This window comes from Rathayibacter sp. KR2-224, from assembly GCF_049446075.1.
Lineage (GTDB): Bacteria > Actinomycetota > Actinomycetes > Actinomycetales > Microbacteriaceae > Humibacter.
Genome location: NZ_JBMSEB010000001.1, coordinates 2,064,328 through 2,085,286 on the forward strand (window position 1 = coordinate 2,064,328; position 20,959 = coordinate 2,085,286).

Sequence of the window (20,959 nt, forward strand, 5' to 3'; positions counted from 1 at the left end):
TGAAATGATCACGAAGGAGATCGGCCATGTCCATCACCGCAGAAACCACGACCAGCGCAGCGGCGCCCACCGCGAAAAGTCGTGCGACCGCCACCATCGACGCCCCGCGCGGACTCGCCGGGGTCGTCGTCGCAGAGACCTCGATAGGCGACGTGCTGGGCAACGAGGGCCGCTACCACTACCGCGGACACGACGCCGTCGAGCTCGCCAAGACCGGCGACTTCGAGCGCGCCTGGCACCTGCTCGTGCTCGGCACGCTTCCCGATGAGGATGCCGCTGCCGGCTTCCGCGCCCGCATTGCGCCCCTGCGCACACTGCCCGACTCCGTGCACGAGTTCATCGCGCGCACGCCGATCGATCCGCTCCGGGGCCTGCAGGCGACGTTGCCGGTGCTCGCCGCAGCGCGCGGGGCCGAGTCGTTGTACGACCTCGATGAAGACGGACGGATCGAGGAGGCGCTCGCCGTGGCGGCTGCCGCGCCGGGCATCCTCGCCGCGTTCCGTCGCAGCCAAGAGGCGGCAGGCCGATCGACCGGCGAACCGGCCGCGGCCGCGGCCGCCAACCGCCTGCACACCGGCACGCCCGCGAACCGCGGGGTCGTCGCCGAGTACCTGCTGCGCGTCACGGGACGCGAACCGGACGAGCGGGCGGTTCGCGCGCTCAGCGCCTACCTCATCGCCACGCTCGACCACGGGTTCAACGCGTCGACGTTCACGGCCAGGGTCATCGCCTCGACGGGTGCCGACATGTCGTCCTGCATCGTCGGAGCCCTCGGCGCCCTCTCCGGCCCGCTGCACGGCGGCGCCCCGAGCAGGGCGCTCGACGCTCTGGATGCCGTGGGCACGCCCGACCGCATCGAGTCGTTCCTGCGCGGCGAACTCTCCGCCGGGCGTCGGCTCATGGGGTTCGGGCACGCGGTCTACCGAACCAGCGACCCGCGCTCCCGTCTGCTGCGCGAAATCGCGCTGGAGTTCGGGGGGTCTCGTGTCGAGCTCGCGGTCGAGTACGAACAGGCCGCCGAGCGGCTGCTCGCCGAGTACAAGCCCGGCAGGGACCTGCACACCAACGTGGAGTTCTACGCCGCGGTGGTGCTCGAGCAGTGCGGCATCCCTCGCGAGATGTTCACGCCGACATTCGCCATGGCACGCACCGTGGGATGGACGGCGCACGCGCTGGAGCAGGCGCGCGATCCGAAGATCATCCGTCCGTCATCGCGCTACGTCGCCTGACTCTCACCCCACGCGACGGAACAGTCGCGCTCCGGCGGCGGTGAGGGCTGCACCGACCGCGAGCACGGCGCAGATGCCCCCGACGTACGCGATCTCGAGATGGCTGCCGTGCTCCGAGACCGTTGCGTACACCAGCACGAACGCGGCAGCCGACACGACGGCCCCGCCGACCGCGATCCACCAGAGCCAGCGCAGCGCACGCGCGCGAACACGCTCAGCCTGGACGCCGAGCAGCGCGAGAACCGCGCCGCCCAGGCATCCGCAGATGGCCACCAGGATGAGGCCGGCGACCACATCGCTCGGACGATGCCACTGACTCACCAGGGCGAGGATGCCGGTCAGCACCGCGAACGCACCGCCACAGAGCGCCGCGACCAGACGCCAGCGCGGGGTCGCCACCAGGAACACGGCGAACGCCGCTGCCGCGGCCACCGTCGTATGCCCGGAGGGGAATGAGTTGCCGAACGGGTCTGTCGCGCCGGTCTCCGGGCGGGTGAGCAAGACGTACTTCGAGAGTTCGGCCAGGCCGCAGGCGACGCCCGCGACCACCACGGCAACGACGAGTTGCGCCCATCGACGTGTGGCGACGCCGAGAGCGAGCGTCAGAAGGATGCCTGCACCGAGCGAGATCAGCGGCACGACGTCGAGAAAGTGCTCGGAGAACGTCGCCACCGCGTTGTGCTGGTTCTCCGCACCATTGAACGCGCGCTCGTCCACGACCTGCCCGGCGTAGGTGCGCACGAAGAAGACATAAACGGCCACGAAACCTGCGAGCAGGCACAGCGCGGCCGCGAAGAACGGCCACGCACGCAGTCTCGGATTCACCGCGCAATCCTCACATCGCGTTCCAGCCTCTAGCTGAGAGCTCGACCCGTCGTCCGTGTTCTCGACCCAGAATCCCCTACTCCTCGAGCAGGTCGTGCCGCACGACGATCGCGTCACGTGCGGGTCCGACGCCGATCGCCGAGAAGCGGGCGCCGCTCATCCGCTCGAGGGCGAGCACATACTGCTGCGCATTCGGCGGCAGGTCGTCGAACTCCCGCACGCCCTGGATGTCCTCGTTCCAGCCGGGGAACTCTTCGTAGATCGGCACCGCGTGGTGGAAGTCGGTCTGGGATGAAGGCACCTCGTCATGACGCACACCGTCGACGTCGTAGGCGACGCACACCGGGATGCGCTCAAGCCCTGTGAGCGTGTCCAGCTTCGTGAGCACGAAGTCTGTGACACCGTTCACACGCGTCGCGTACCTGGCGATCGGGGCGTCGTACCAGCCGGTGCGTCGCGGACGTCCGGTGGTCGTGCCGAACTCGGCCCCGCGCTGACGAAGCCACTCGCCCATGTCGTCGTCCAGCTCGGTCGGGAACGGCCCCGCGCCCACTCGAGTCGTGTACGACTTCACGATCGCGATCACCCGGTCGATGCGGCCGGGTCCCACGCCGGAACCCGTGGCAGCGCCGCCGGCCGTCGACGACGACGAGGTGACGAACGGATAGGTGCCGTGATCGACATCCAGCATCGTCGCCTGACCCGCCTCGAACAGCACCTGCTTGCCGTCATCGAGCGCACGGTTCAGCAGCAGCGATGTGTCGGCCACCATGGGCCGCACCCGGTCGGCGTACGAGAGCAGGTCGTCGACGACCTCGTCGACCGTGATCGCACGCCTGTTGTACACCTTCACGAGCAGGTGGTTCTTCTGATCGAGCGCGCCCTCCACCTTCTGGCGAAGGATGCCCTCGTCGAAGAGATCCTGCACGCGGATGCCTACGCGGTTGATCTTGTCGGCATACGTCGGCCCGATTCCACGCCCCGTCGTACCGATCTGACGCTTGCCGAGGAAGCGCTCCGTTACCCGGTCGAGAGTGCGGTGGTACTGCGTGATGATGTGCGCGTTCGACGAGATCACCAGGCGCGAGACATCCACACCACGGGCGATGAGCCCGTCGAGCTCCTCGCACAGCACCTCGAGATCGACGACGACACCGTTGCCGATCACAGGGGTGACGCCGTCGGTAAGGATGCCGGACGGCAGCAGGTGCAGCGCGTACTTCTCGTCGCCGATGACGACCGTGTGCCCTGCGTTGTTTCCGCCGTTGAACTTGACGACGTAGTCGATACGGTCGCCCAGAAGGTCGGTGGCTTTGCCTTTGCCTTCGTCACCCCACTGGGCACCGACGATGACTATTGCGGGCATTCGTACTCCCTGTGTTCATTCGCGCGCCGCACTGCTTCTTTTGCGCGCCGCTCCCCGCCCGGCGCGCCGCAGTTGGCATGGCGGAGTGCTGTGTTCGGCGCCGGCACAGCCGCCGCCTTGAGGAGCGTGTCGGGCTCTCGAAACCGCGGCCTGTCCCAGCCTACCGGGGCCCAGAGACACGACGCTCTGAGGGGGCCATGCGGTAACCCTCGTGACGCCCGGTCGGCAGCGCGAATTCCGCGGTCCGGCCGCAACCGAGCCGCGGCCCGGAGAACCCCTAGTCCTCGCCGCGGATGACGATGGACTCGGTCGGGGGAGCCGGGTTGTGCACCGGAATCGGCGCGGTGCGCGCCGATTCGATCTCGGTGGCCGCCGTCGGATCGGCCTCGGTGAGCAGCTCGGTGAGGCGCGCCACCTCGTCGGCCTCACGGATGGCATCCGCTGCACGACGCAGTGCGTAGAACGAGCGGAGCACGCCTCGGTTCGGCGAGTGAGACCACGGAATGGAGCCGTGGCCCCTCCAGCCGGCGGCCTCCAGCGCCTCGATTGCGCGGTAGTAGCCGACGCGCGCGTATGCGTAGGACTGGAGCGGCGCATCCGGGTCGAACGTGGCATCCGCGAGCTTCGCCCAGGCCAGGCTGGAGCGCGGATACCGTGCAACGACGAGCTTGAGAACCTCGGGCTCGCCGCCCGCGTCGAGCAGCTCGACGACCACGTCCCGCTCGGCTTCGAGGCGGATCACAGGCTGGTCTTCCGGCAGCGCAGCCGGGGTGTCGGCGCTCATACGGCCATGGTAGTTCGGCTGCCATGCACCGCCGGGAACACTCGCGAAGACCCGCGCACGACTCGGCTAGACGCCACGAAGCACTCGGTCTGAGTCGCTCAGCGGAGGATGAGCACACCCGTCAGGCCGACGCCGGCGACCAGGATCGTCGCGAGCAAGGCCAGCAGCAGGGGGCGGCCGCCCACCCTCACGAGCTTGCGGATGTCCACCCCGGCACCCAGCGCGAACATCGCTGCCGCCAGCACCGCGCCCTGCGCAGTCTTGGCGACATCGAGCACGGGAACGGGAACGATGCCCACCGAGCGCAGCACGACCATGGCCACGAACGCGAGCACGAAGAGCGGGACAAGCGGCGGCCGCTTGCCGGAGGCATCCGCCCCCGTGCGGCGCCGGTGCGCCACGCCGACGACAGCCATGACGGGTGCGAGCAGGAGCACCCTGGCGAGCTTGACGATCACGGCAACGGCGAGCGCTCCGCCGCCGATGACGCCCCCGGCAGCCACGACCTGGGCGACCTCGTGCGTCGAAGCGCCCGCCCACAGCCCGGCTTCACCGCTGGAGAATCCGAGAAGCGAGCTCGCGAACGGAACGAACGGGATCATGAGCGTTCCGAACACCACGACGAGCGCTACAGCGGTCACGACCTCCTCGTCTTTGTCCGTCTGGATGACGCCGTCCACTGCCGCAACCGCCGCGGCACCGCAGATGGAGAACCCGCCGGCGATCAGCATGCGCTGGGCGTATGGCACGCCGAGCCATTTCCCGATCAGCAGCGTGCCGGAGAAGCCGATGCCGACGATGGCGACCACGAGCAGGATGACGCCCCACCCGAGTCCGAGGATGTCGCCGAGCACGAGCTGGAGCCCGAGCAGTACGATGCCGAGGCGCAGCAGCTTCTTGGCGGCGAACGCCAGTCCCGCCTCCATCACAGAGGGCACGGGCACCGTGTTGCGCACAAGCACGCCGAGCACGATCGCCATGAGCGTCGCACTCAGCACAGGCACGACGGATGCAACGGCGAGCGCTATCGCGACCGCCACCGCACACAGAGCAAGCCCAGGCGCAAGCCGAAGAGTGCCGTGCCACAGCGCAGAGGTGCGCGATGCATTGGGGGGATGCTCGATGGGCGCGGTACTGGTCACGATTCCAGCCTGAGATCGAGCCGGGGCGATCGGTAGCCGCCGGATCGGCATGAGGGCATATCATTCCGATATGCCAGCAGTCAGGGATGAGGATGCCGGTGCACACGCCGGCACCGATGCCAGGCGCAACGACCGTTGGCCCGATCTCGCGGTGCTCGAGCTGCTGGTCGCCGTCTCCGAGCACGGGAGCCTGAGTGCAGCGGCGCGAGCGGTCGGAATGGCGCAGCCCAACGCATCCAGGGCCATCGCTGCATGGGAGAAGAGCCTCGGCGTGCGGCTGCTCGAACGATCGCCGCGCGGATCGCACCTGACCGCCGAGGGCGACGTGGTGGTGGACTGGGCGAGCGCCGTGCTCGACGATGCCAGGGCGCTGCACACCGCGATCGCGGCGCTGCGGCGGGATCGCAACTCGCACCTCACGGTTGCGGCGAGCCTCACCGTTGCCGAATACCTCATTCCCGTGTGGCTCACCCGGTTGCGGCGCGAGCATCCTTCGCTCGATGTCGGGCTGCTCGTGCAGAACTCCAGCGAGGTGTTCGATCTCGTCGGCTCCGGGCGAGCGGCGGTGGGGTTCGTCGAGTCCCCTCGGGTGCCTCGCACGTTGCGGCGCATCGCGGTTTCGCACGACCGGCTGGTCGTAGTCGTGGCGCCCGAGCATCCGTGGGCCAAGCGCAGGCGTCCGCTCGGCGCGGCCGAGCTGGCGGCCACGCACCTCGTTACCAGGGAGCCCGGCTCGGGCACGCGGAACACCCTCGATGACGCTTTGGCCGGCTACCGGCGCGCAGATCCCGTGCTCGAGCTGTCGAGCAACGCCGCCGTTCGCGTTGCGGTGGTCAGCGGGGCGGGTCCCGCCGTGCTCAGCGAGCTGGCCGTGGCGTCCGCCGTGCGAAGTGGGGAGCTCGTCGAAGTCCCCCTCTCGGGGCTGGAGCTCGTGCGCACGCTGCACGCGGTGTGGACGGATGCCGCGGCCCTGCATCCTGCGGCGGCCGACCTGGTCGCGATCGCGCGGCGGCAGGTCTCCTCCTGAATCCCTCGCAGCCCTGAACTAGTCGCAGGCCTGAGCTAGTCACGGCCCGGAGCTGAGGCCTCACGCGAGACGACGCGGATTCGCACCGGCCCGCAAATGGGGAGGTGCCGCGCGAATCCTCGCGACGCACAATGGGACATGGCGACCGCGCGCGGAGCCATCCGCACACCCGATCAGCGGCTACGTGTTTTCGTGAGTTCAACGCTCCGCGAACTGGAGTCCGAGCGCAGAGCCGCGCGTTCGGCCATCGAACGCCTGCGTCTGGCCCCCGTGATGTTCGAGCTCGGCGCACGCCCTCACCCGCCGAGATCGCTGTACCGGGCCTACCTGGAACAGAGTGACGTCTTCGTCGGGCTGTACTGGGAGCGGTACGGCTGGATCGCACCCGGCGAAGAGGTGTCGGGGCTGGAGGACGAGTACAACCTCGCGCCGCCCGAGATGCCCAAGCTCATCTACATCAAGTCGTCTGACAAACGCGACGAACGCCTGCTTCACCTGATCGATCGCATCCGCTCCGACGACAACGCCGCCTATGTGTCGTTCGATTCGGACGAGCAGCTCGCGGAACTGATCGCGGCAGACCTGGCCACCCTGCTGGCCGAGCGCTTCGACGACAGCCGCGGCAGGCATCCGGGCGCACGCCACGAAGGCGACGGCGAAACTGCGCGTGATACTCAGCCGAAGCCGGCGCCGCTGGACGCAGCTCGCCCCCTTCCTCCCGCATACACGCCGATCGTCGGGCGTGAACGGGAGGTGGCAGAGATCGCCAGGATGCTCCACGCCGGCTCCGACCGCTTGCTCACGATCGTCGGGCCTGGCGGTGTGGGCAAGAGCCGGCTCGCACTCGAGGTGCTCGAGCGCGCCCGCCACGACTTCGCGGACGGGGCATACTTCGTGCCGCTGGAGAACGTGTTCGAACCCAGCCTGCTCCTCTCCACCATCGCCTACGCGCTCGGCGTGCGCGACACAGGCGAGGTGTCCGTCGAGGAGCGCCTCTCCATCGCCCTCGCGGGCAAACGCATGCTGATCGCGCTCGACAACTTCGAGCAGATCATCGGCGCCGGGCCCACCCTTGTGCACCTGTACTCGATCGCACCGTCAGCCTCCTTCCTCGTGACGAGCCGGTCTGTGCTCCGCGTGCGAGGAGAGCGCGTCTACGAGCTGCAGGGGCTCGGGGTGCCCGATGAGAGCGTCGAGGCCACGGTCGAATCGGCGCTCGAGTCGGAGGCCGTGCGGCTCTTCGTGGCGCGGGCATCCGCGGTGCAACCCGACTTCGTGCTCGACGACTCCAACGCCGACACCATCTCGCGCATCTGCGAGACGCTGCAGGGCCTGCCGCTCGCAATCGAGCTGGCCGCCGCACGCATGCGCGTGCTCACGCCTCAAAGCATGCTCGAGCGACTGGACAGGCAACTGCCGCTCCTCGTCGCGGCGCCCCGAGACGCGCCGGAGCGCCAGCGAACCCTGCGCAGCACCATCGAGTGGAGTACCAACCTGCTAGGCGAACGCGATCGGGCGCTGCTCTTCGACCTCTCCGTTTTCTCGTTGCAGTTCACCCTCGACGCCGTTGAGGCGCTCGGCAAGGGCCGGGCGTGGGAAGGGGCAGAGCTGGAGGAGCTGGACGCCCTGATCGACAGCTCCCTCGTGCGTCAGCACGACGCGGAGGGGCAGCCGTCGTACTCGATGCTGGCCACCGTGCGGGAGTACGCGCTGGAGAAGCTCCACGAGTCCGGCGGCGAGGCGACCATGCGCACGGCGCACGCGACGCACTACCTGGAGCTCGCCCGTACGCTTGGCCCGCAGCTGAAGGGTTCAGGTCAGGTGGCCGCGCTCACCCGGCTGGAGCGCGAACGGTCGAACCTCCGGTCCGCCGTGCGACACCTGGTCTACACGGGGCAATTCGACGATGCCGCCGATTTCGCCTGGAACCTGCTCGTGTTCTGGTGGATCGGCGGGTTCTTCGGCGAGGTACGCATCTGGATGAAGGAGATTCTCGACTCCGGGGCGGAACTGACGGACCGCACCGCAGCCATCGCCCGGTTCTACGTGCTCTGGATGCGCATGTGGCAAGACCCCGATGCGAGCGTCGTCGAGGGATTCGAACAGGTGCGAGCGGTCTTCGAGGCATGCGGCGAAGCGGATGCCACGGCCGTCGCGCTCGGATGCACGGCCATGACACGTGCGCAGATCCCGAATGCCGACCGTGCCGACGCCCGGACCGAACTCGAGCAGGCGATCGAACTCTTCAGGAGCCTCGATGACGGATGGGGCGAGGCCGTCGCATGGGTCACGATGGGACGCCTCGACATGCTCGACGGGGACAACGACGCAGCGCTCGATCACTACCGCCGCGGCGCGGAGGTGTCTCAGCGCACGGGGGACGCCTTCGCCGTCACGATCACGGAACACCACGTCGCGCGGCTGCTGCTGTTCCAGAACAGGCCGGACGAGGCCGAGCCGGCGTTTGCCGACGCCGCCTACGTGTCTGCCACACTCGGCCACCTGGAGGGCGCCGCGTACGGGATTGAGGGTCTGTGCGCGATCGCAGCGCTCAGGGGCCATGCCGAGCGCGCGGGCATCCTCGCCGGTGCGGCCCACGAGATGCGCAAGAAGTCGGGCATGTACGACGCTCCAGCCTTCGTCTACCACCACAAGTATCTCGAGCCGTTGCGCGCCGCCTTCCCGGAGCTCATGCGCGACGCCGAGGAACGCGGGCGCCGCATGTCGGCGGCGGGTGTGATGCGCTACGCCCTCCCGCCCGAGAAGCAGGAGGCGGCTGCGGCGGGCTTCAGCCGCAAGTGAGGTGAGGCATCCAGGCCTTGCTTAACTTGCACGTTACTGTGCAAGTTAGTACGCTGGATGCATGGCCGAGAAATCCGAGACATCCCCGCGGTCGCGTGCACCGCGAAAGGATGCCGCCGAGAACAGGTCGGCCCTGCTCGAGGCCGCCGTACGCCTGCTCAACCGCGACATCGACGCCTCCCTGGAGGCCATCGCGGCCGAGGCCGGGCTGAGCCGCCGCGCGGTCTACGGCCATTTCGCCACGCGTGACGACCTGGTGCGCGAGGTGCTCGTGCGCGGGGCAGAGCGCATCGGGGCATCCATTCTCCCGATCGAGCATGTGGATGCCCGCGTCGAGATCGCTCTCTACGGCGCCACCCTCTGGCGCGAGGTGCGACACGCGAGCGTCACCGCCGAATTCGCAGTGCGCGGACCCCACATGCAGCTCGTCGCACAGTCGCTGGAGCCGGCGAGAGCCAAGCTCAGGACGACCGTGCGGCGCGGCGTGAACGACGGGGTGCTGCGGCGCGACATCGCACCCGAGCCGCTCGCTCGCCTCATCGAGCGAGCGGCACTCGACGTGCTCACCGAGGCGACGCACGAGGGGCTGGACGCCCGTGCCGGTCACACGCTCGTCATGGTCACGGCGCTGAGCGTCGCCGGGCTGGGCTGGCGCGAGGCGAACGAACTCGTGGCCGAGACGCCCGAGCTGGAGTACCGGGAGACCGAGTCGCCGGATGTCGAACAAGTGCCGCGCTCCGGCACGACGAGCGCGAGCGCCACCGCGGCGGCGAAGGGGATGCAGGCGTGAGGATCGAGCTCAACGCGGTGTCGAAGCGGCCGGCCCTCGACTCCGTCACGCTCACCTACGGCACGGGCGAGGTCGTGCTGGCCAGGGCGGAGACCGAACAGCGGCCGACCGTGCTCGGCCTGCTGGCATCCGGCCGCATGAAGCCTGGATCCGGCACCGTGACCGTGGACGGCGAGGATGACTCAGCAACCATTCGCAGGACTGTTGCGCTCGTCGACGCGCCAGACGTGAGCGATCCGGCACCGAACGTCACGGTCGCCGGCGTCACTGCCGAGGAGCTCATGTTCGCCGGGAGGCCGTCCGGGCCGCGGTCGGTGAAGGCGGAACTCGAGTCGCTCGGCATGGCCGAGCATGCGCGCGACGCGATCGGGCAGGTTCCGCCAACGGTGCGCCTCCGATTGCTCGTCGAACTCGCCCTGCTTCGCGAAGGTGTGCGAGGCATCGTGCTCACCTCGCCCGACCGGCACGGCGGCGATCCGAACGCGTGGTGGCGCATCGCCCTCGAGGTCGCGTCGCGGGGCTACGCCGTGCTCGTGATCGCGGGCGACGCCTCAGCAGCCGCCATCGCCGCGAACTCTCTCGTCGAGCGCCTCAAGGCACCGTGGGACGACCCCGCCCCCGACGACGACCCGGCACGCGACGACTCCGACACCTCATTGCTGCGCGAGGACGGCGTGCTCGACCTCCCCGATGTGATCAGCCGGCCCGTACCGGTACACGAACAGTTCAGCGACGACGCCGAGACCGACGTCGCGTCCGACCACGACACTCACACCGAATCGAGTGACGAATGAAAGTCCCCCAGATGATCGCGGCCGAACTGCGCCGTCTGACGGCCAGCCGCATGGCGACCATCGCGCTCCTCGCGCTGATGTGCGTGCCGGTGATCTATGGCGCGCTCTATCTCTGGGCGAACCAGAACCCGTACGCCAAGCTCGACCAGATCCCCGCAGCCATCGTCGTGACCGACACGGGCGCAACGGTTGACGGCAAGGCGACGAACTATGGCGAGAAGGTCGCCGAGCAGCTGGTCGACGACGGCACGTTCGCGTGGCACCCCGTGTCCGCCGCCGCGGCGGCGAAGGGCCTCGGCGACCAGCGCTACGACTTCGCGATCACCTTCCCCGCCGACTTCTCGACGCAGCTCGCCAGCGCTTCAACCTCGAACCCGCAGAAGGCCGTCGTCAAGCTGACCACGAACGACACCAACAGCTACCTCGCGTCCACCATCGGCAAGCAAGCGGCGGAGACCATCAGGACCTCCATCGTGCAGGAGGTGAACCGCGAAGCGGCGAGCCGATTCCTGCTGGCGCTGTCGGACATCCGCTCCAACCTGTCCACCGCAGCGGATGCCGCCGGCCAGTTGAGCGACGGAGCCCAGGCAGCACACACCGGGGCATCGACCCTCGCCGACGGCACGGCACAGCTGGCCTCCGGGTCGGCGACGCTGCGAGACGGGCTGAACACCCTTGCGTCGAAGACCGCAGATCTGCCTGCGCAGACGGCGCAGCTGGCTGACGGTGCCCAGCAGGTCGCCGCGGGCGACGCCACGCTAGCGGGTTACGCCGGCCAGGCGGGAAGCCTGTCGCAGCAGGCGGCGGATGCCGTGCCCACCGTTCGTGCGCAGGTCATCCAGTACATGAAGCAGCAGGGCATCCCGCAGGACCAGATCGACCAGGTCGTCGCACAGCTCGATGTGCTCGGCGGAAAGGTGACCGACGGCAACCAGAAGGTGCAGAGCGCCGTCGGGCAGGTGAACCAGCTCGCGAGCGGCTCAGAGCAGGTGGCGGCGGGAGCGTCGCAACTGGCGGCATCCGCGCCCGCGCTGAGCGGAGGAATCCAGCAGGCCGCGTCGGGCGCGTCGCAACTCGCGGATGGTTCGGCGCAGGCATCGAGTGGCGCAGCGACCCTGCGCGACGGGCTGGGCACGCTGGCCGACGGGGCGACGAAGCTGAAGTCAGGGCTGGATGACGGGGTGCGGCAGATCCCGCAGACGACGGCATCCGAGCGCGCGGCACAGGCGAAGACGATCGCTGACCCCGTGAAGCTGACCAACACCAACGAGGCGAGCGCGGGAACGTACGGAGCCGGACTCGCGCCGTTCTTCATGGCGCTTGCCGCCTGGATCGGCATGTACGCGCTGTTCCTCATCGTGAAGCCCGTGTCGCGGCGGGCCATCACGGCTCTGCGGTCGCCGTTCCGCGTGACATTCGCGGGCTGGCTCACCCCCGCGCTGCTCGGCGTCGTACAGATGGCGGCCCTGTACGCCATCGTGACGGGAGCACTGCACTTCGGCGTGAGTAACCCGGCTGCAACGCTCGGCATCATGGTGCTGGCGTCGGTGACGTTCGCGTCGATCATCCTCGCGCTGAACGTGTGGCTGGGCAGCGTCGGGCAGTTCCTCGGCCTCGTGCTCATGGTGCTGCAGCTCGTGACGGCAGGCGGCACCTTCCCGTGGCAGACGCTGCCTGCGCCTCTTGCCTGGCTGCACCACCTGCTGCCGATGTCATATGCCGTCGACGGAATACGACAGACCATGTACGGGGGCAGCCTGTCTCTGGCCGGTGGCGACGCGTTGTTCCTCCTCCTGTGGCTCGTGATCGCGCTTGCGGTCACGTCGGTCGGCGTCATCCGCATGACCCACCGGCGAACCCTGCGCGACCTGCAGCCCAGCCTGATCGGCTGATCCGATCGCCGATTCGCCCTTGTGCTGTGGAGCCACCCCGGTACCGCCGACCCACCGACACGGCTGCGGCGCCCGATCCATCTACACCAGCCGTTTTCAGGACACAGCCCTGTCCGCCCACGTAGTCGCGCCGGCCGGGCGCATGTCCTGAAAACGGATCGCGGTCCGGCGGCAAGGACCAGCGGAGGCTCCCGGGCCGCGGGATGCCGCCGGTATCGTGGCCGGATGAGGTTCGACGACAGAGTGGCCGTCGTGAGCGGTGGAGCGAACGGCATCGGCTGGGCGACGGCGGAACGGCTGCTCGACGAGGGTGCGCAGGTCGCGCTGCTCGACCGAGAGCCGGGGGTGGCGGCAGCCAGGCTGGCGGAACGGGCCGAACGCGACCCGTCGACGCCCGCGCGCACCGCCGTGTTCGAGTGCGACGTGCTGGATGCCGCATCCGTCGACCGCGCCGCGGCATCCGCACTCGAGCGGTTCGGTCGCATCGACGTGCTGGCGTCCGTCGCGGGTGGCGACCACTTCGTCGAGGACGGCCTGGACGAAGCGCACTGGAACGAGATCGTCAGCCTCAACCTGCACGGGCCGATGCGGCTCATCCGCGCCTGCCGTGAAGCGCTGCTCGCCAGTCGCGGCGCGATCGTGCTGGTCAGCTCTGTGAACGGCATAGCGGCATACGGCGAGCCCGCATACGGCTCCGCCAAAGCGGGACTCACGCTCCTGGCGAAGAACCTCGCCGTCGAGTACGGGCCGTCCGGCGTGCGCATCAACGTCGTCGCCCCCGGCACCGTCCGCACCCGCGTGTGGGACGACCAAGGCGGCCCGGATGCCCTCACACCGCTCTACCCGCTCGGTCGCGTCGGCGAGCCCGCCGACATCGCGGCCGCGGTGGCGTTCCTTGCCTCCGACGACGCATCCTGGATCACGGGCGTCACCCTTCCGGTCGACGGCGGTTCCCTTGCCGGGCCGCTCATCACCATGGGACACGTGCTCCCGCACTGACCGCTGTGCCGCACCGTGCGGTGCCCCTGCGGCGTCACCGGGCGTGGGTAGGGTGGCCGCGTGAAGGCATCCCACCAGGCACGCGCCGACCTGCGTCTGCTGCACATCAGCGATACCCACCTCTTCGGTGACCCCTCGACGCTGCACTACGGCATCGTCGACACGGGGGCCGCGTTCGCCCGCGTGCTCGCCACGGCGTCCGAGATTCCGGGTATCGACGCGGTCGTGCTCTCGGGCGATCTCAGCGAAGACGGCACGGAGGCGTCGTACCGCGGGCTCCGCGACCTCGTCGAGCCGTGGGCCGAGGAACGCGGAGCGCAGGTCGTGTACGCCATGGGGAACCACGATCATCCGGATGCCTTCGCCGCCGTGCTCGGGCCGCGCACCCGTGCGATCACGATCGGCAGGCACCGAATCGTGACTCTCGACTCGTCGGTTCCGGAGGCCGCCTATGGGTCCGTGGATGCCGACCAGCTCGCCTGGCTCTCCGCAGCGGTGGCACAGCCCGTCGATCTCGGCACGGTCGTCGTCGTGCACCACCCCCCGACGCGCGCGGTGACGCCGCTCCTGCGGCGGCTCGAACTCGCCGACCCGCACGCGCTGCTCGGTGTGCTCGAGGGCAGCGACACTCGCCTCGTGCTCAGCGGCCACTACCATCACCCGCTGGTCACGCTGGAACGCGGCATCCCGATCGTGGTGGCCCCTGGCGTCACCAACACCTCCGATGTCACGGCTCCCGACGGTGTCGAGCGGGCACGCATCGGCGCGGGGTTCGCGCTCATCGATCTGCCGGCATCAGGGGCTCCGCGCGTCTCGATCGTGGCGGCACCCAGCCCGCGGGACGGTGAGCTGGTCTTCGAGCTGGATGCCGAGGGCATCCACCGCGTCGCCGAATCGTTCGGAGCGCCCAGCGAGCTCGCTGGCTGAGCGATCGCGCGGAGTCGAGAGCGGAGAGGAACCGATGAAGATCGCCGTTGCCGGAGGAACCGGAATCGTCGGAAGGCACGTCGAAGCGGCGTTGAAGGCGCGCGGGCACGAGCCGGTCACGCTGTCTCGTTCTGCCGGCGTGGACCTGCTGTCGGCATCCGGGCTCGAAGAGGCGGTGCAGGGAGTGGCCGCCGTCGTCGATGTGACCTCGACGACCTCGCAGTCGGCGAAGGCGGCCGTGAGGTTCTTCGGGACGGTCACACGCAATCTCCTCGCAGCCGAGAAGCGCGCTGGTGTGCCGCACCACGTGGCGTTGTCGATCGTCGGCGCCGCCAAGGCGGACAGCGGGTACTACGCGGGCAAGGCAGCGCAGGAGCGGATCCTCCTGGCGATGCCTGGGGGCTGGAGCATGGTGCGGGCGACCCAGTTCCACGAGTTCGCGCAGCAGATGACGACACGCGCCGCCTTCGGTCCGCTGCAGCTCGCGCCCGTCGCACGCTGTCAGCCGATCGCCGCGGCCGAGGTGGGCGAGGCACTTGCGGAGATCGCTCTCGGCGAGCCGCGTGGGCTCGACAGAGACCTGGCGGGGCCACGCGAGGAGCAGCTGACGCACATGATCAGGGCGTATCTGGCGGCGCGGGGCATGCGTCGGGTCGTGATCGACTTCGGGATGCCAGGGGCGATGGGCCGCGGCATGCGCGACGGCGGCATTCTGCCTGGACCCGACGCACGGCTCGGCACCCAGACGTTCGACGAGTGGCTGGCTCAGCAGACTTCGTGATCGCGCCGCCGGTCTACTGCGCCAGAACCTCGCGTCTGCGCCACAAAAGCCGGCGCAATCGGCAGGTTCGGGCGCAATAGCCTCTCTGGCGGGCCTTCGGTTTCAGCCCAAGCGCGCGTGCTGCACGACCCAGGCGTGCATGGCGATGGCAGCCGCAGCAGACGCATTGATGGAACGGGTGGAGCCGAACTGCGCGATCTCCACGATGGCATCCGCCGCGTCTATCGCCTCGGCCGAGAGGCCGGGCCCTTCCTGGCCGAAAAGCAGCACGCAGCGCTCGGGCAGGTCGAACGTCTCGATCAGCACGCTGCCAGGAACGTTGTCCACCGCGATGATCGGCATCCCCTCGTTCCGTGCCCACGTCACAAGGTCGGCGATCGTGTCGTGGTGAACGACGTGCTGGTAGCGGTCGGTGACCATCGCGCCGCGCTTGTTCCAGCGCCGCCGCCCGACGATGTGCACGGTGTGCGCGAGGAACGCGTTCGCACTGCGCACGATCGAGCCGATGTTCATGTCGTGCTGCCAGTTCTCGATCGCGACGTGGAACGGATGCCTGTGCGCATCCAATTCCGCGACGATCGCCTCGATGCGCCAGTAGCGGTAGCGATCGATGACGTTCCGGGTATCCCCGTTTGCAAGCAGTTCCGGGTCGTACCGATCGTCGTGCGGCCAGGCATCCGGTCCGCCCGGCCATGGGCCCACTCCGTGGGTTGACTGCTCGGGTGTGGCGCTCGCGCCTGCGGCTGAATCGGGCGCGTCGTCCACGGAATCACTGTACTTGCACGGAAGCAGCCCTCGGCCCGCACGACGAAGTGCCTCGGCGTGCGCCCGCGTCAGTCGTAGGGGGCCGGCCCCTGTGGAGCGCTCGGGCGGCGCCCCCATTACAGGCGGGACGCCGGCGAGCTTGGCGGGCCGGGTCCTCGCTTGATCCGACTACCCTTGGACTACCGCAACTAGGAGGCTCATTGGGCAATCGCGACGAGATCGAGTGCTGGCTCACTGACATGGACGGTGTTCTCGTGCATGAGAACGAGGCGCTCCCTGGGGCTGCGCAGCTGATTCAGCAGTGGCGGGACTCGGGCACGCCGTTCCTCGTGCTCACCAACAACTCCATCTTCACGCCGCGCGACCTCGCCGCCCGGCTCCGCACCTCTGGACTTGACGTTCCGGAGGAAGCGATCTGGACATCCGCTCTCGCGACCGCGGCCTTCTGCAGATCGCAGATGCCAGGGGGCAGTGCCTTCGTCATCGGCGAGGCCGGCATCACGACCGCGCTGCACGAGGCCGGATTCATCCTGACCGAGACCAACCCGGACTACGTCGTGGTGGGCGAGACCCGCAACTACTCGTTCGAGGCGATCACGAAGGCGATCCGCCTGATCGGTCAGGGGGCGCGATTCATCGTGACCAACCCGGATCCGACCGGGCCGAGCGCCGACGGACCCCTTCCCGCCACGGGCGCGATCGCCGCGCTCATCACCAAGGCCACCGGACGCGAGCCCTACGTCGTGGGCAAGCCGAATCCGATGATGTTCCGGTCGGCAATGAACAAGATCGGCGCCCACTCCGAGAACACAGGCATGATCGGCGACCGCATGGACACCGACATCGTCGCGGGCATCGAGGCGGGCCTGCACACCGTGCTGGTGCTGACAGGCATCAGCGACACGTCGGAGATCGAACGCTATCCGTTCCGCCCCAACGAGGTGCTCGACGGCGTCTTCCAGCTGGTCGCCGCGGAGCCGCTCGAGACCGACGCGTTCTAACGCCCGCAGCGCTCAGCGGTAGCAATCGGGCTGTGACGCTACTCCCGGGTCGGGCCGGTCCTGGCATCCGCTAGCGTCGGATGCGTGACCTCCTTCGCCGAAACCGTGCAACTGAACGGACCGCTCGCCACGCTCGAACCGCTCTCGCCCGACCATGCATCTGCACTCGGGCGTGCGGCAGCAGACGGCGAGCTCTGGAAGATCTGGTACACCAACGTACCCACGGCCGAGGGCATTGCGGAGGAGATCGAACGCCGGCTGTCGTTGCAGACGGAGGGTTCGATGGCGCCGTGGGCGATTCGCAATACGCGGACGGGCGAACTGGTCGGCATGACGACGTATTGCAACATCTCGCAGGAAAACCTGCGGGTCGAGATCGGCTACACGTGGCTCGCCGCCTCCGCACACGGCACGGGCGTGAACGCAGACGCGAAGCGACTTCTGCTCGAGCGCGCGTTCGACGTGCTCGGCTGCAACGCGGTGTACTTCCACACGCACTGGCACAATCACCAGTCGCGTGCGGCGATCGCCCGTTTGGGCGCCAAGCAAGACGGTGTGCTGCGCAACCACCAGGTCTACAAGGGAATCGTGCGCGACACCGTGGTGTTCTCGATCCTCAACAACGAGTGGCCAGGGGTGCGACAGGGTCTCGAGGCCCGCATCGGCCAGCGCGCAGGCTGACCTACTGGGGACCGGGACCCGCCAGGCTGCCCGCGATCGGCTGCCCGGAAGAGCGGCTGACGAAGCAGAAGTAGGAACGCTGGCCGTCTTTCCACTGCTTCTCGGTGACCGGATAGCTGCCCTGCACCTGAGCATCGTCGTACTGTCCGGCGGCATCCAGGTTGAGCACGCCGGGTCGCGAGCACAGCAGGTTGATCTGCGACGCGAGTTGATCCACACCAGGGAATGCCGCGTTCGGGTCGGCCGAGAACACGCCCGTGTAGACCATTTGAGCTGCGTGCGGAGCGGCGCAGTCGACGACGGTGAAGGCCTGGGCCCATGGGGACGTGAAGGGCTGCAGACATTCGCCGCCCCGCAACGTGTTCCACGGATGCGTGCCCGGCGCCTGCGGACCCGTCGCCGCCGCGGTCGCGGTCGGTGTCGGGGTGGGCGTCGGCGTTGCGGTCTTCGTCGGCGTGGGGCTCGGCGTCACGACCGAGACGGGCTGCGCCATGTTGCGCCCGACGATGAACAGTGCAACGAGCAGCAGCACGAAGAGCATGGCGGCCGCGACGATCAGCATGATGCGCTGTGCCCGCGGCGACGGCCCGCCTGCATCGTCGTCGCGCCCGGATGCCTCGCCTCGGCCAGGCCCGCCGGCTTTCGGTGCCCGACGCGCTCGCCTACCCGACGGCCCCTCGTCGCCGGCCAGGAGTGCGGCACCGCCTGCACCCGCACCGCCTGCACCCACACCGCCAGCTCCCGCACCGGGTGGCTCCAATCGCTCCGTCGCCGATGTCGGAGTGCCGCCGAGGTCATCCGTCGCGGAAGACTCGACCGGCGAGGGCATGGGCATCTGGCCGATCGGGACTCCGGCCACGACTCCCGTGAAGACGGTGGTGGCATCCGGATGCTCGTCCGCCGACTGCGACGACGCAACCGCTGACGCACCCCACGGCCAGGAGGGCGCGTCGGATGCCGTTGCCGAGCCCGCGGAGACGGGTGGCGCAGGCGGCGCAGCGGCCTCATCGTCATCCTCATCGTCATCGTCCTGGTCCTCGATCGACGACGAATCGAGCTGCGGCGCCTCGTGCTCAGGGAGCTCGGATGTCTGCGGCCCCGTATCGAGCAGGTCCCCGAACAGCGACCACGCTGACGTGTCGCTGCCGTCGTCCGCTGCCGCGCCTGCCTCGTCGACGCCGTGTGCAGCTTCCGCTCGGGCCTCTTCTCCGGTCGCTTCTTCGTTGGCCGCGGGTTCGTTGGCCGCGGGTTCGCTAGGCGCCGGTTCCCCCGAGTGTTCGGATGGCTCCGTGGCAGCGTCGGCACCCGCCGCGTGCGGGAAGTCGACACCGGGGGCTGCGATGGGGAAGCCGTCGCTCGGCGGCACGCCGGGCAAGCCATCGGACGGGGCCACCGGGAGGAGGCCATCGGCGACCTCATCCTCGGCCTGCCGCCTCCTCGAGCGGCGCAACCAGGGCAGTGTCACCGTGCCCGGTGCAGGCTCCGGGTTCTCAGTGGATTCCGGGGTCGCCGGTGTGGTGGACTCCGGGGCTGGCGGTGTAGAGGCGGGCACCGGCGGAACCGACCCGGGCACCGACGGAGTCGAGTCGGGCGCTGGCGGAATCCAGCCGGGCACCGACGGAGTCGAGTTGGGCACCGACGGGATCGTCCCGGGCACCGGAGGGATCGCCCCGGGCACCGGAGGAATCGCTGCCGTGGCTGACGCGGCCGACTCCGACGCAGGGGGAGCGGATTCACGCTCGCCGACGGTAGGCGTGGCCACGGTGGGCGTGTCCGCAGGGTTCGGCGCGGGTGCCGTCACCGGCTCCCCTGCTTCGCCGATCGCGCCAGCCTGCGGCAGGACAGCCGTGGGCGGTTCAGGTGCGGGTGCCGTCACCGGCTCCCCTGCTTCGCCGATCGCGTCGGCCCGAGGCAGGACAGCCGTGGGCGGTTCGGCGGTGGGGGGCTCCGGCTCGACCACGGGAGGCACGTAGGGCGCAAGCGGAACAGTCGGCGGCACGAGACCCGGTCCTGGCCGGTCACGACGAGCGCGTCGCCCGCTCGATGCCTTCGTCTCGTCCGACTCCCGAGCGGGCGAGCCCTCGTCTCCATCGGTGTCCGGGGCAGGCTCGCCATCCCTGCTGTCCCGCGGGTCCGCGTCGGGCGGAGCGTCGTCGGCACCCCCTGCGCCGTGCACGAGCGGGTCGGGTTCGTCGTTCGGGGTCAGACCCCAGAAGAATCTCGCCTCGCCGTCGCCCGTGCCGCCCGAACCGGCGCTCGACGACCCGCGACGTGGCCCCTCGGGCCGAGGCGGGATAGGCATCGACAGCTCGGGGATGTCATAGGTGGGCGGCGCCGCCCGCGGATCGGGCAGCGTCGGGGCGGGCCGGGGTGCGGCCGACGGAAGGGGCGGGAAGGCCGGCTCGTAGGCATCCGGATCGTCGTCGATATCGAGCTCGTCTGGTTCGAAGGGAAGCCGCCGGTCTGTCCCGAGGTCGTCGCCGTCGCCCGAATCGCCGTCGCTTCGCGACTCATCGTTGCCAGCGCCGAGCAACGATGCGAGGTCGTCGTCGGGTTCCTCTGGGTCATCGGGCCCGCTCGGCCCACCGGAGAAGCGATCGGACACTAGGCGAGACCCAGATCGTCGAGTCCGATGGCGGCGAGGTAGCGATAGCCGGCGTCCTCGATCACCTCTCGCGCTCCGGTATTGCGGTCGACCACGACCGCGACCGCGGCGATCTCGGCGCCGACCTTCTTCAGCGCCTCGACAGCTTTAAGGGGGGATCCGCCGGTGGTCGAGGTGTCTTCGAGCACGATCACGCGCTTGCCCTCGAGGTCGGGGCCCTCCACCTGCTTGCCGCGCCCATGGTCCTTCGGTTCCTTGCGCACGACGAAGGCGTCATAGGCGAGGCCGCGGGCCGCTCCCTGGTGCAGGATCGCGGCGGCGACGGGGTCGGCGCCCATGGTCATGCCGCCCACGGCGGAGACATCCGGTACGTCGGCGATGAGGTCGAGCATGACTTGACCGATCAGCGGCGCGACCCTGTGGTCGAGGCTCACCTTGCGCAGATCGACGTAGAAGGATGCCTTCTTGCCGCTCGTCAGCGTGAAGTCGCCGTGGAAGACGGCCTCGTTCGAAATGTGTTCGATGAGCTGCTGGCGGGTGTCGGTCACC

Annotated in this window: 18 protein-coding genes; 11 read left to right on the plus strand and 7 right to left on the minus strand. The window is 69.2% G+C overall.

What is annotated here, in order from left to right:
- The first annotated feature begins 26 nt into the window (after positions 1 to 26).
- On the plus strand, positions 27 to 1,229 hold the full coding sequence (locus ACO2Q7_RS09430; RefSeq protein WP_423355352.1) for a citrate/2-methylcitrate synthase: 1,203 nt from the start codon (positions 27 to 29) through the stop codon (positions 1,227 to 1,229).
- Positions 1,230 to 1,232: 3 nt separating this feature from the next.
- Here the strand turns inward: ACO2Q7_RS09430 and ACO2Q7_RS09435 are convergent, their stop codons facing one another.
- From ACO2Q7_RS09435 to ACO2Q7_RS09450, 4 genes are all read right to left on the minus strand, one after another.
- On the minus strand, positions 1,233 to 2,054 hold the full coding sequence (locus ACO2Q7_RS09435; protein ID WP_423355353.1) for a phosphatase PAP2 family protein: 822 nt from the start codon (positions 2,052 to 2,054) through the stop codon (positions 1,233 to 1,235).
- Positions 2,055 to 2,130: 76 nt separating this feature from the next.
- Positions 2,131 to 3,420 carry an adenylosuccinate synthase gene (locus ACO2Q7_RS09440; RefSeq protein WP_423355354.1) on the minus strand — a complete coding sequence of 430 codons (1,290 nt, stop codon included), beginning with the start codon at positions 3,418 to 3,420 and terminating at the stop codon, positions 2,131 to 2,133.
- 277 nt (positions 3,421 to 3,697) lie between these two features.
- Positions 3,698 to 4,204, minus strand: coding sequence for a DUF3151 domain-containing protein (locus tag ACO2Q7_RS09445; RefSeq protein WP_423355355.1), 507 nt, complete (start codon positions 4,202 to 4,204; stop codon positions 3,698 to 3,700).
- Between the two features lie 98 nt (positions 4,205 to 4,302).
- The gene (locus ACO2Q7_RS09450; RefSeq protein WP_423355356.1) at positions 4,303 to 5,346 is read right to left on the minus strand and encodes a YeiH family protein; all 1,044 of its coding nucleotides are present in this window, start codon (positions 5,344 to 5,346) and stop codon (positions 4,303 to 4,305) included.
- Positions 5,347 to 5,416: 70 nt separating this feature from the next.
- Here ACO2Q7_RS09450 and ACO2Q7_RS09455 point away from each other — a divergent pair, with 70 nt between their 5' ends.
- From ACO2Q7_RS09455 to ACO2Q7_RS09490, 8 genes are all read left to right on the plus strand, one after another.
- Entirely contained in the window at positions 5,417 to 6,373 is a 957-nt protein-coding gene (locus tag ACO2Q7_RS09455; RefSeq protein ID WP_423355357.1) for a LysR family transcriptional regulator, read from the plus strand.
- Between the two features lie 138 nt (positions 6,374 to 6,511).
- Complete coding sequence (locus tag ACO2Q7_RS09460; RefSeq protein ID WP_423355358.1) at positions 6,512 to 9,175, plus strand: DUF4062 domain-containing protein; 2,664 nt, start codon at positions 6,512 to 6,514, stop codon at positions 9,173 to 9,175.
- A gap of 61 nt (positions 9,176 to 9,236) precedes the next feature.
- Positions 9,237 to 9,965, plus strand: coding sequence for a TetR/AcrR family transcriptional regulator (locus ACO2Q7_RS09465; RefSeq protein ID WP_423355359.1), 729 nt, complete (start codon positions 9,237 to 9,239; stop codon positions 9,963 to 9,965).
- Positions 9,962 to 10,759: a hypothetical protein gene (locus ACO2Q7_RS09470; RefSeq protein WP_423355360.1), complete on the plus strand. Its 798-nt coding sequence runs from the start codon at positions 9,962 to 9,964 to the stop codon at positions 10,757 to 10,759. Before ACO2Q7_RS09465 ends, ACO2Q7_RS09470 begins: the two co-directional genes overlap by 4 nt.
- Complete coding sequence (locus ACO2Q7_RS09475; RefSeq protein ID WP_423355361.1) at positions 10,756 to 12,651, plus strand: YhgE/Pip family protein; 1,896 nt, start codon at positions 10,756 to 10,758, stop codon at positions 12,649 to 12,651. The genes ACO2Q7_RS09470 and ACO2Q7_RS09475 overlap by 4 nt, the downstream gene beginning before the upstream one ends.
- A 225-nt stretch (positions 12,652 to 12,876) precedes the next feature.
- A complete protein-coding gene (locus tag ACO2Q7_RS09480; protein WP_423355362.1) occupies positions 12,877 to 13,650 on the plus strand; it encodes an SDR family NAD(P)-dependent oxidoreductase in 774 nt (257 codons plus the stop codon).
- A gap of 60 nt (positions 13,651 to 13,710) precedes the next feature.
- Positions 13,711 to 14,577 carry a metallophosphoesterase gene (locus ACO2Q7_RS09485; RefSeq protein WP_423355363.1) on the plus strand — a complete coding sequence of 289 codons (867 nt, stop codon included), beginning with the start codon at positions 13,711 to 13,713 and terminating at the stop codon, positions 14,575 to 14,577.
- A gap of 34 nt (positions 14,578 to 14,611) precedes the next feature.
- The gene (locus ACO2Q7_RS09490; protein ID WP_423355364.1) at positions 14,612 to 15,358 is read left to right on the plus strand and encodes an SDR family oxidoreductase; all 747 of its coding nucleotides are present in this window, start codon (positions 14,612 to 14,614) and stop codon (positions 15,356 to 15,358) included.
- A 102-nt stretch (positions 15,359 to 15,460) separates the two neighbouring features.
- Here the strand turns inward: ACO2Q7_RS09490 and ACO2Q7_RS09495 are convergent, their stop codons facing one another.
- Complete coding sequence (locus tag ACO2Q7_RS09495) at positions 15,461 to 16,123, minus strand: TrmH family RNA methyltransferase (RefSeq protein WP_423355365.1); 663 nt, start codon at positions 16,121 to 16,123, stop codon at positions 15,461 to 15,463.
- Positions 16,124 to 16,323: 200 nt separating this feature from the next.
- Here ACO2Q7_RS09495 and ACO2Q7_RS09500 point away from each other — a divergent pair, with 200 nt between their 5' ends.
- Together ACO2Q7_RS09500 and ACO2Q7_RS09505 are read left to right on the plus strand one after the other, a co-directional pair.
- Entirely contained in the window at positions 16,324 to 17,124 is an 801-nt protein-coding gene (locus tag ACO2Q7_RS09500; RefSeq protein ID WP_423355366.1) for an HAD-IIA family hydrolase, read from the plus strand.
- Between the two features lie 84 nt (positions 17,125 to 17,208).
- Entirely contained in the window at positions 17,209 to 17,805 is a 597-nt protein-coding gene (locus ACO2Q7_RS09505; protein ID WP_423355367.1) for a GNAT family N-acetyltransferase, read from the plus strand.
- A 1-nt stretch (position 17,806) separates the two neighbouring features.
- On the opposite strand, the gene ACO2Q7_RS09510 is transcribed toward ACO2Q7_RS09505, so the two are convergent.
- Positions 17,807 to 20,410, minus strand: coding sequence for a septum formation family protein (locus tag ACO2Q7_RS09510; protein WP_423355368.1), 2,604 nt, complete (start codon positions 20,408 to 20,410; stop codon positions 17,807 to 17,809).
- Positions 20,410 to 20,958, minus strand: coding sequence for an orotate phosphoribosyltransferase (pyrE, locus tag ACO2Q7_RS09515; protein ID WP_423355369.1), 549 nt, complete (start codon positions 20,956 to 20,958; stop codon positions 20,410 to 20,412). Before pyrE ends, ACO2Q7_RS09510 begins: the two co-directional genes overlap by 1 nt.
- Position 20,959: the final 1 nt, after the last annotated feature.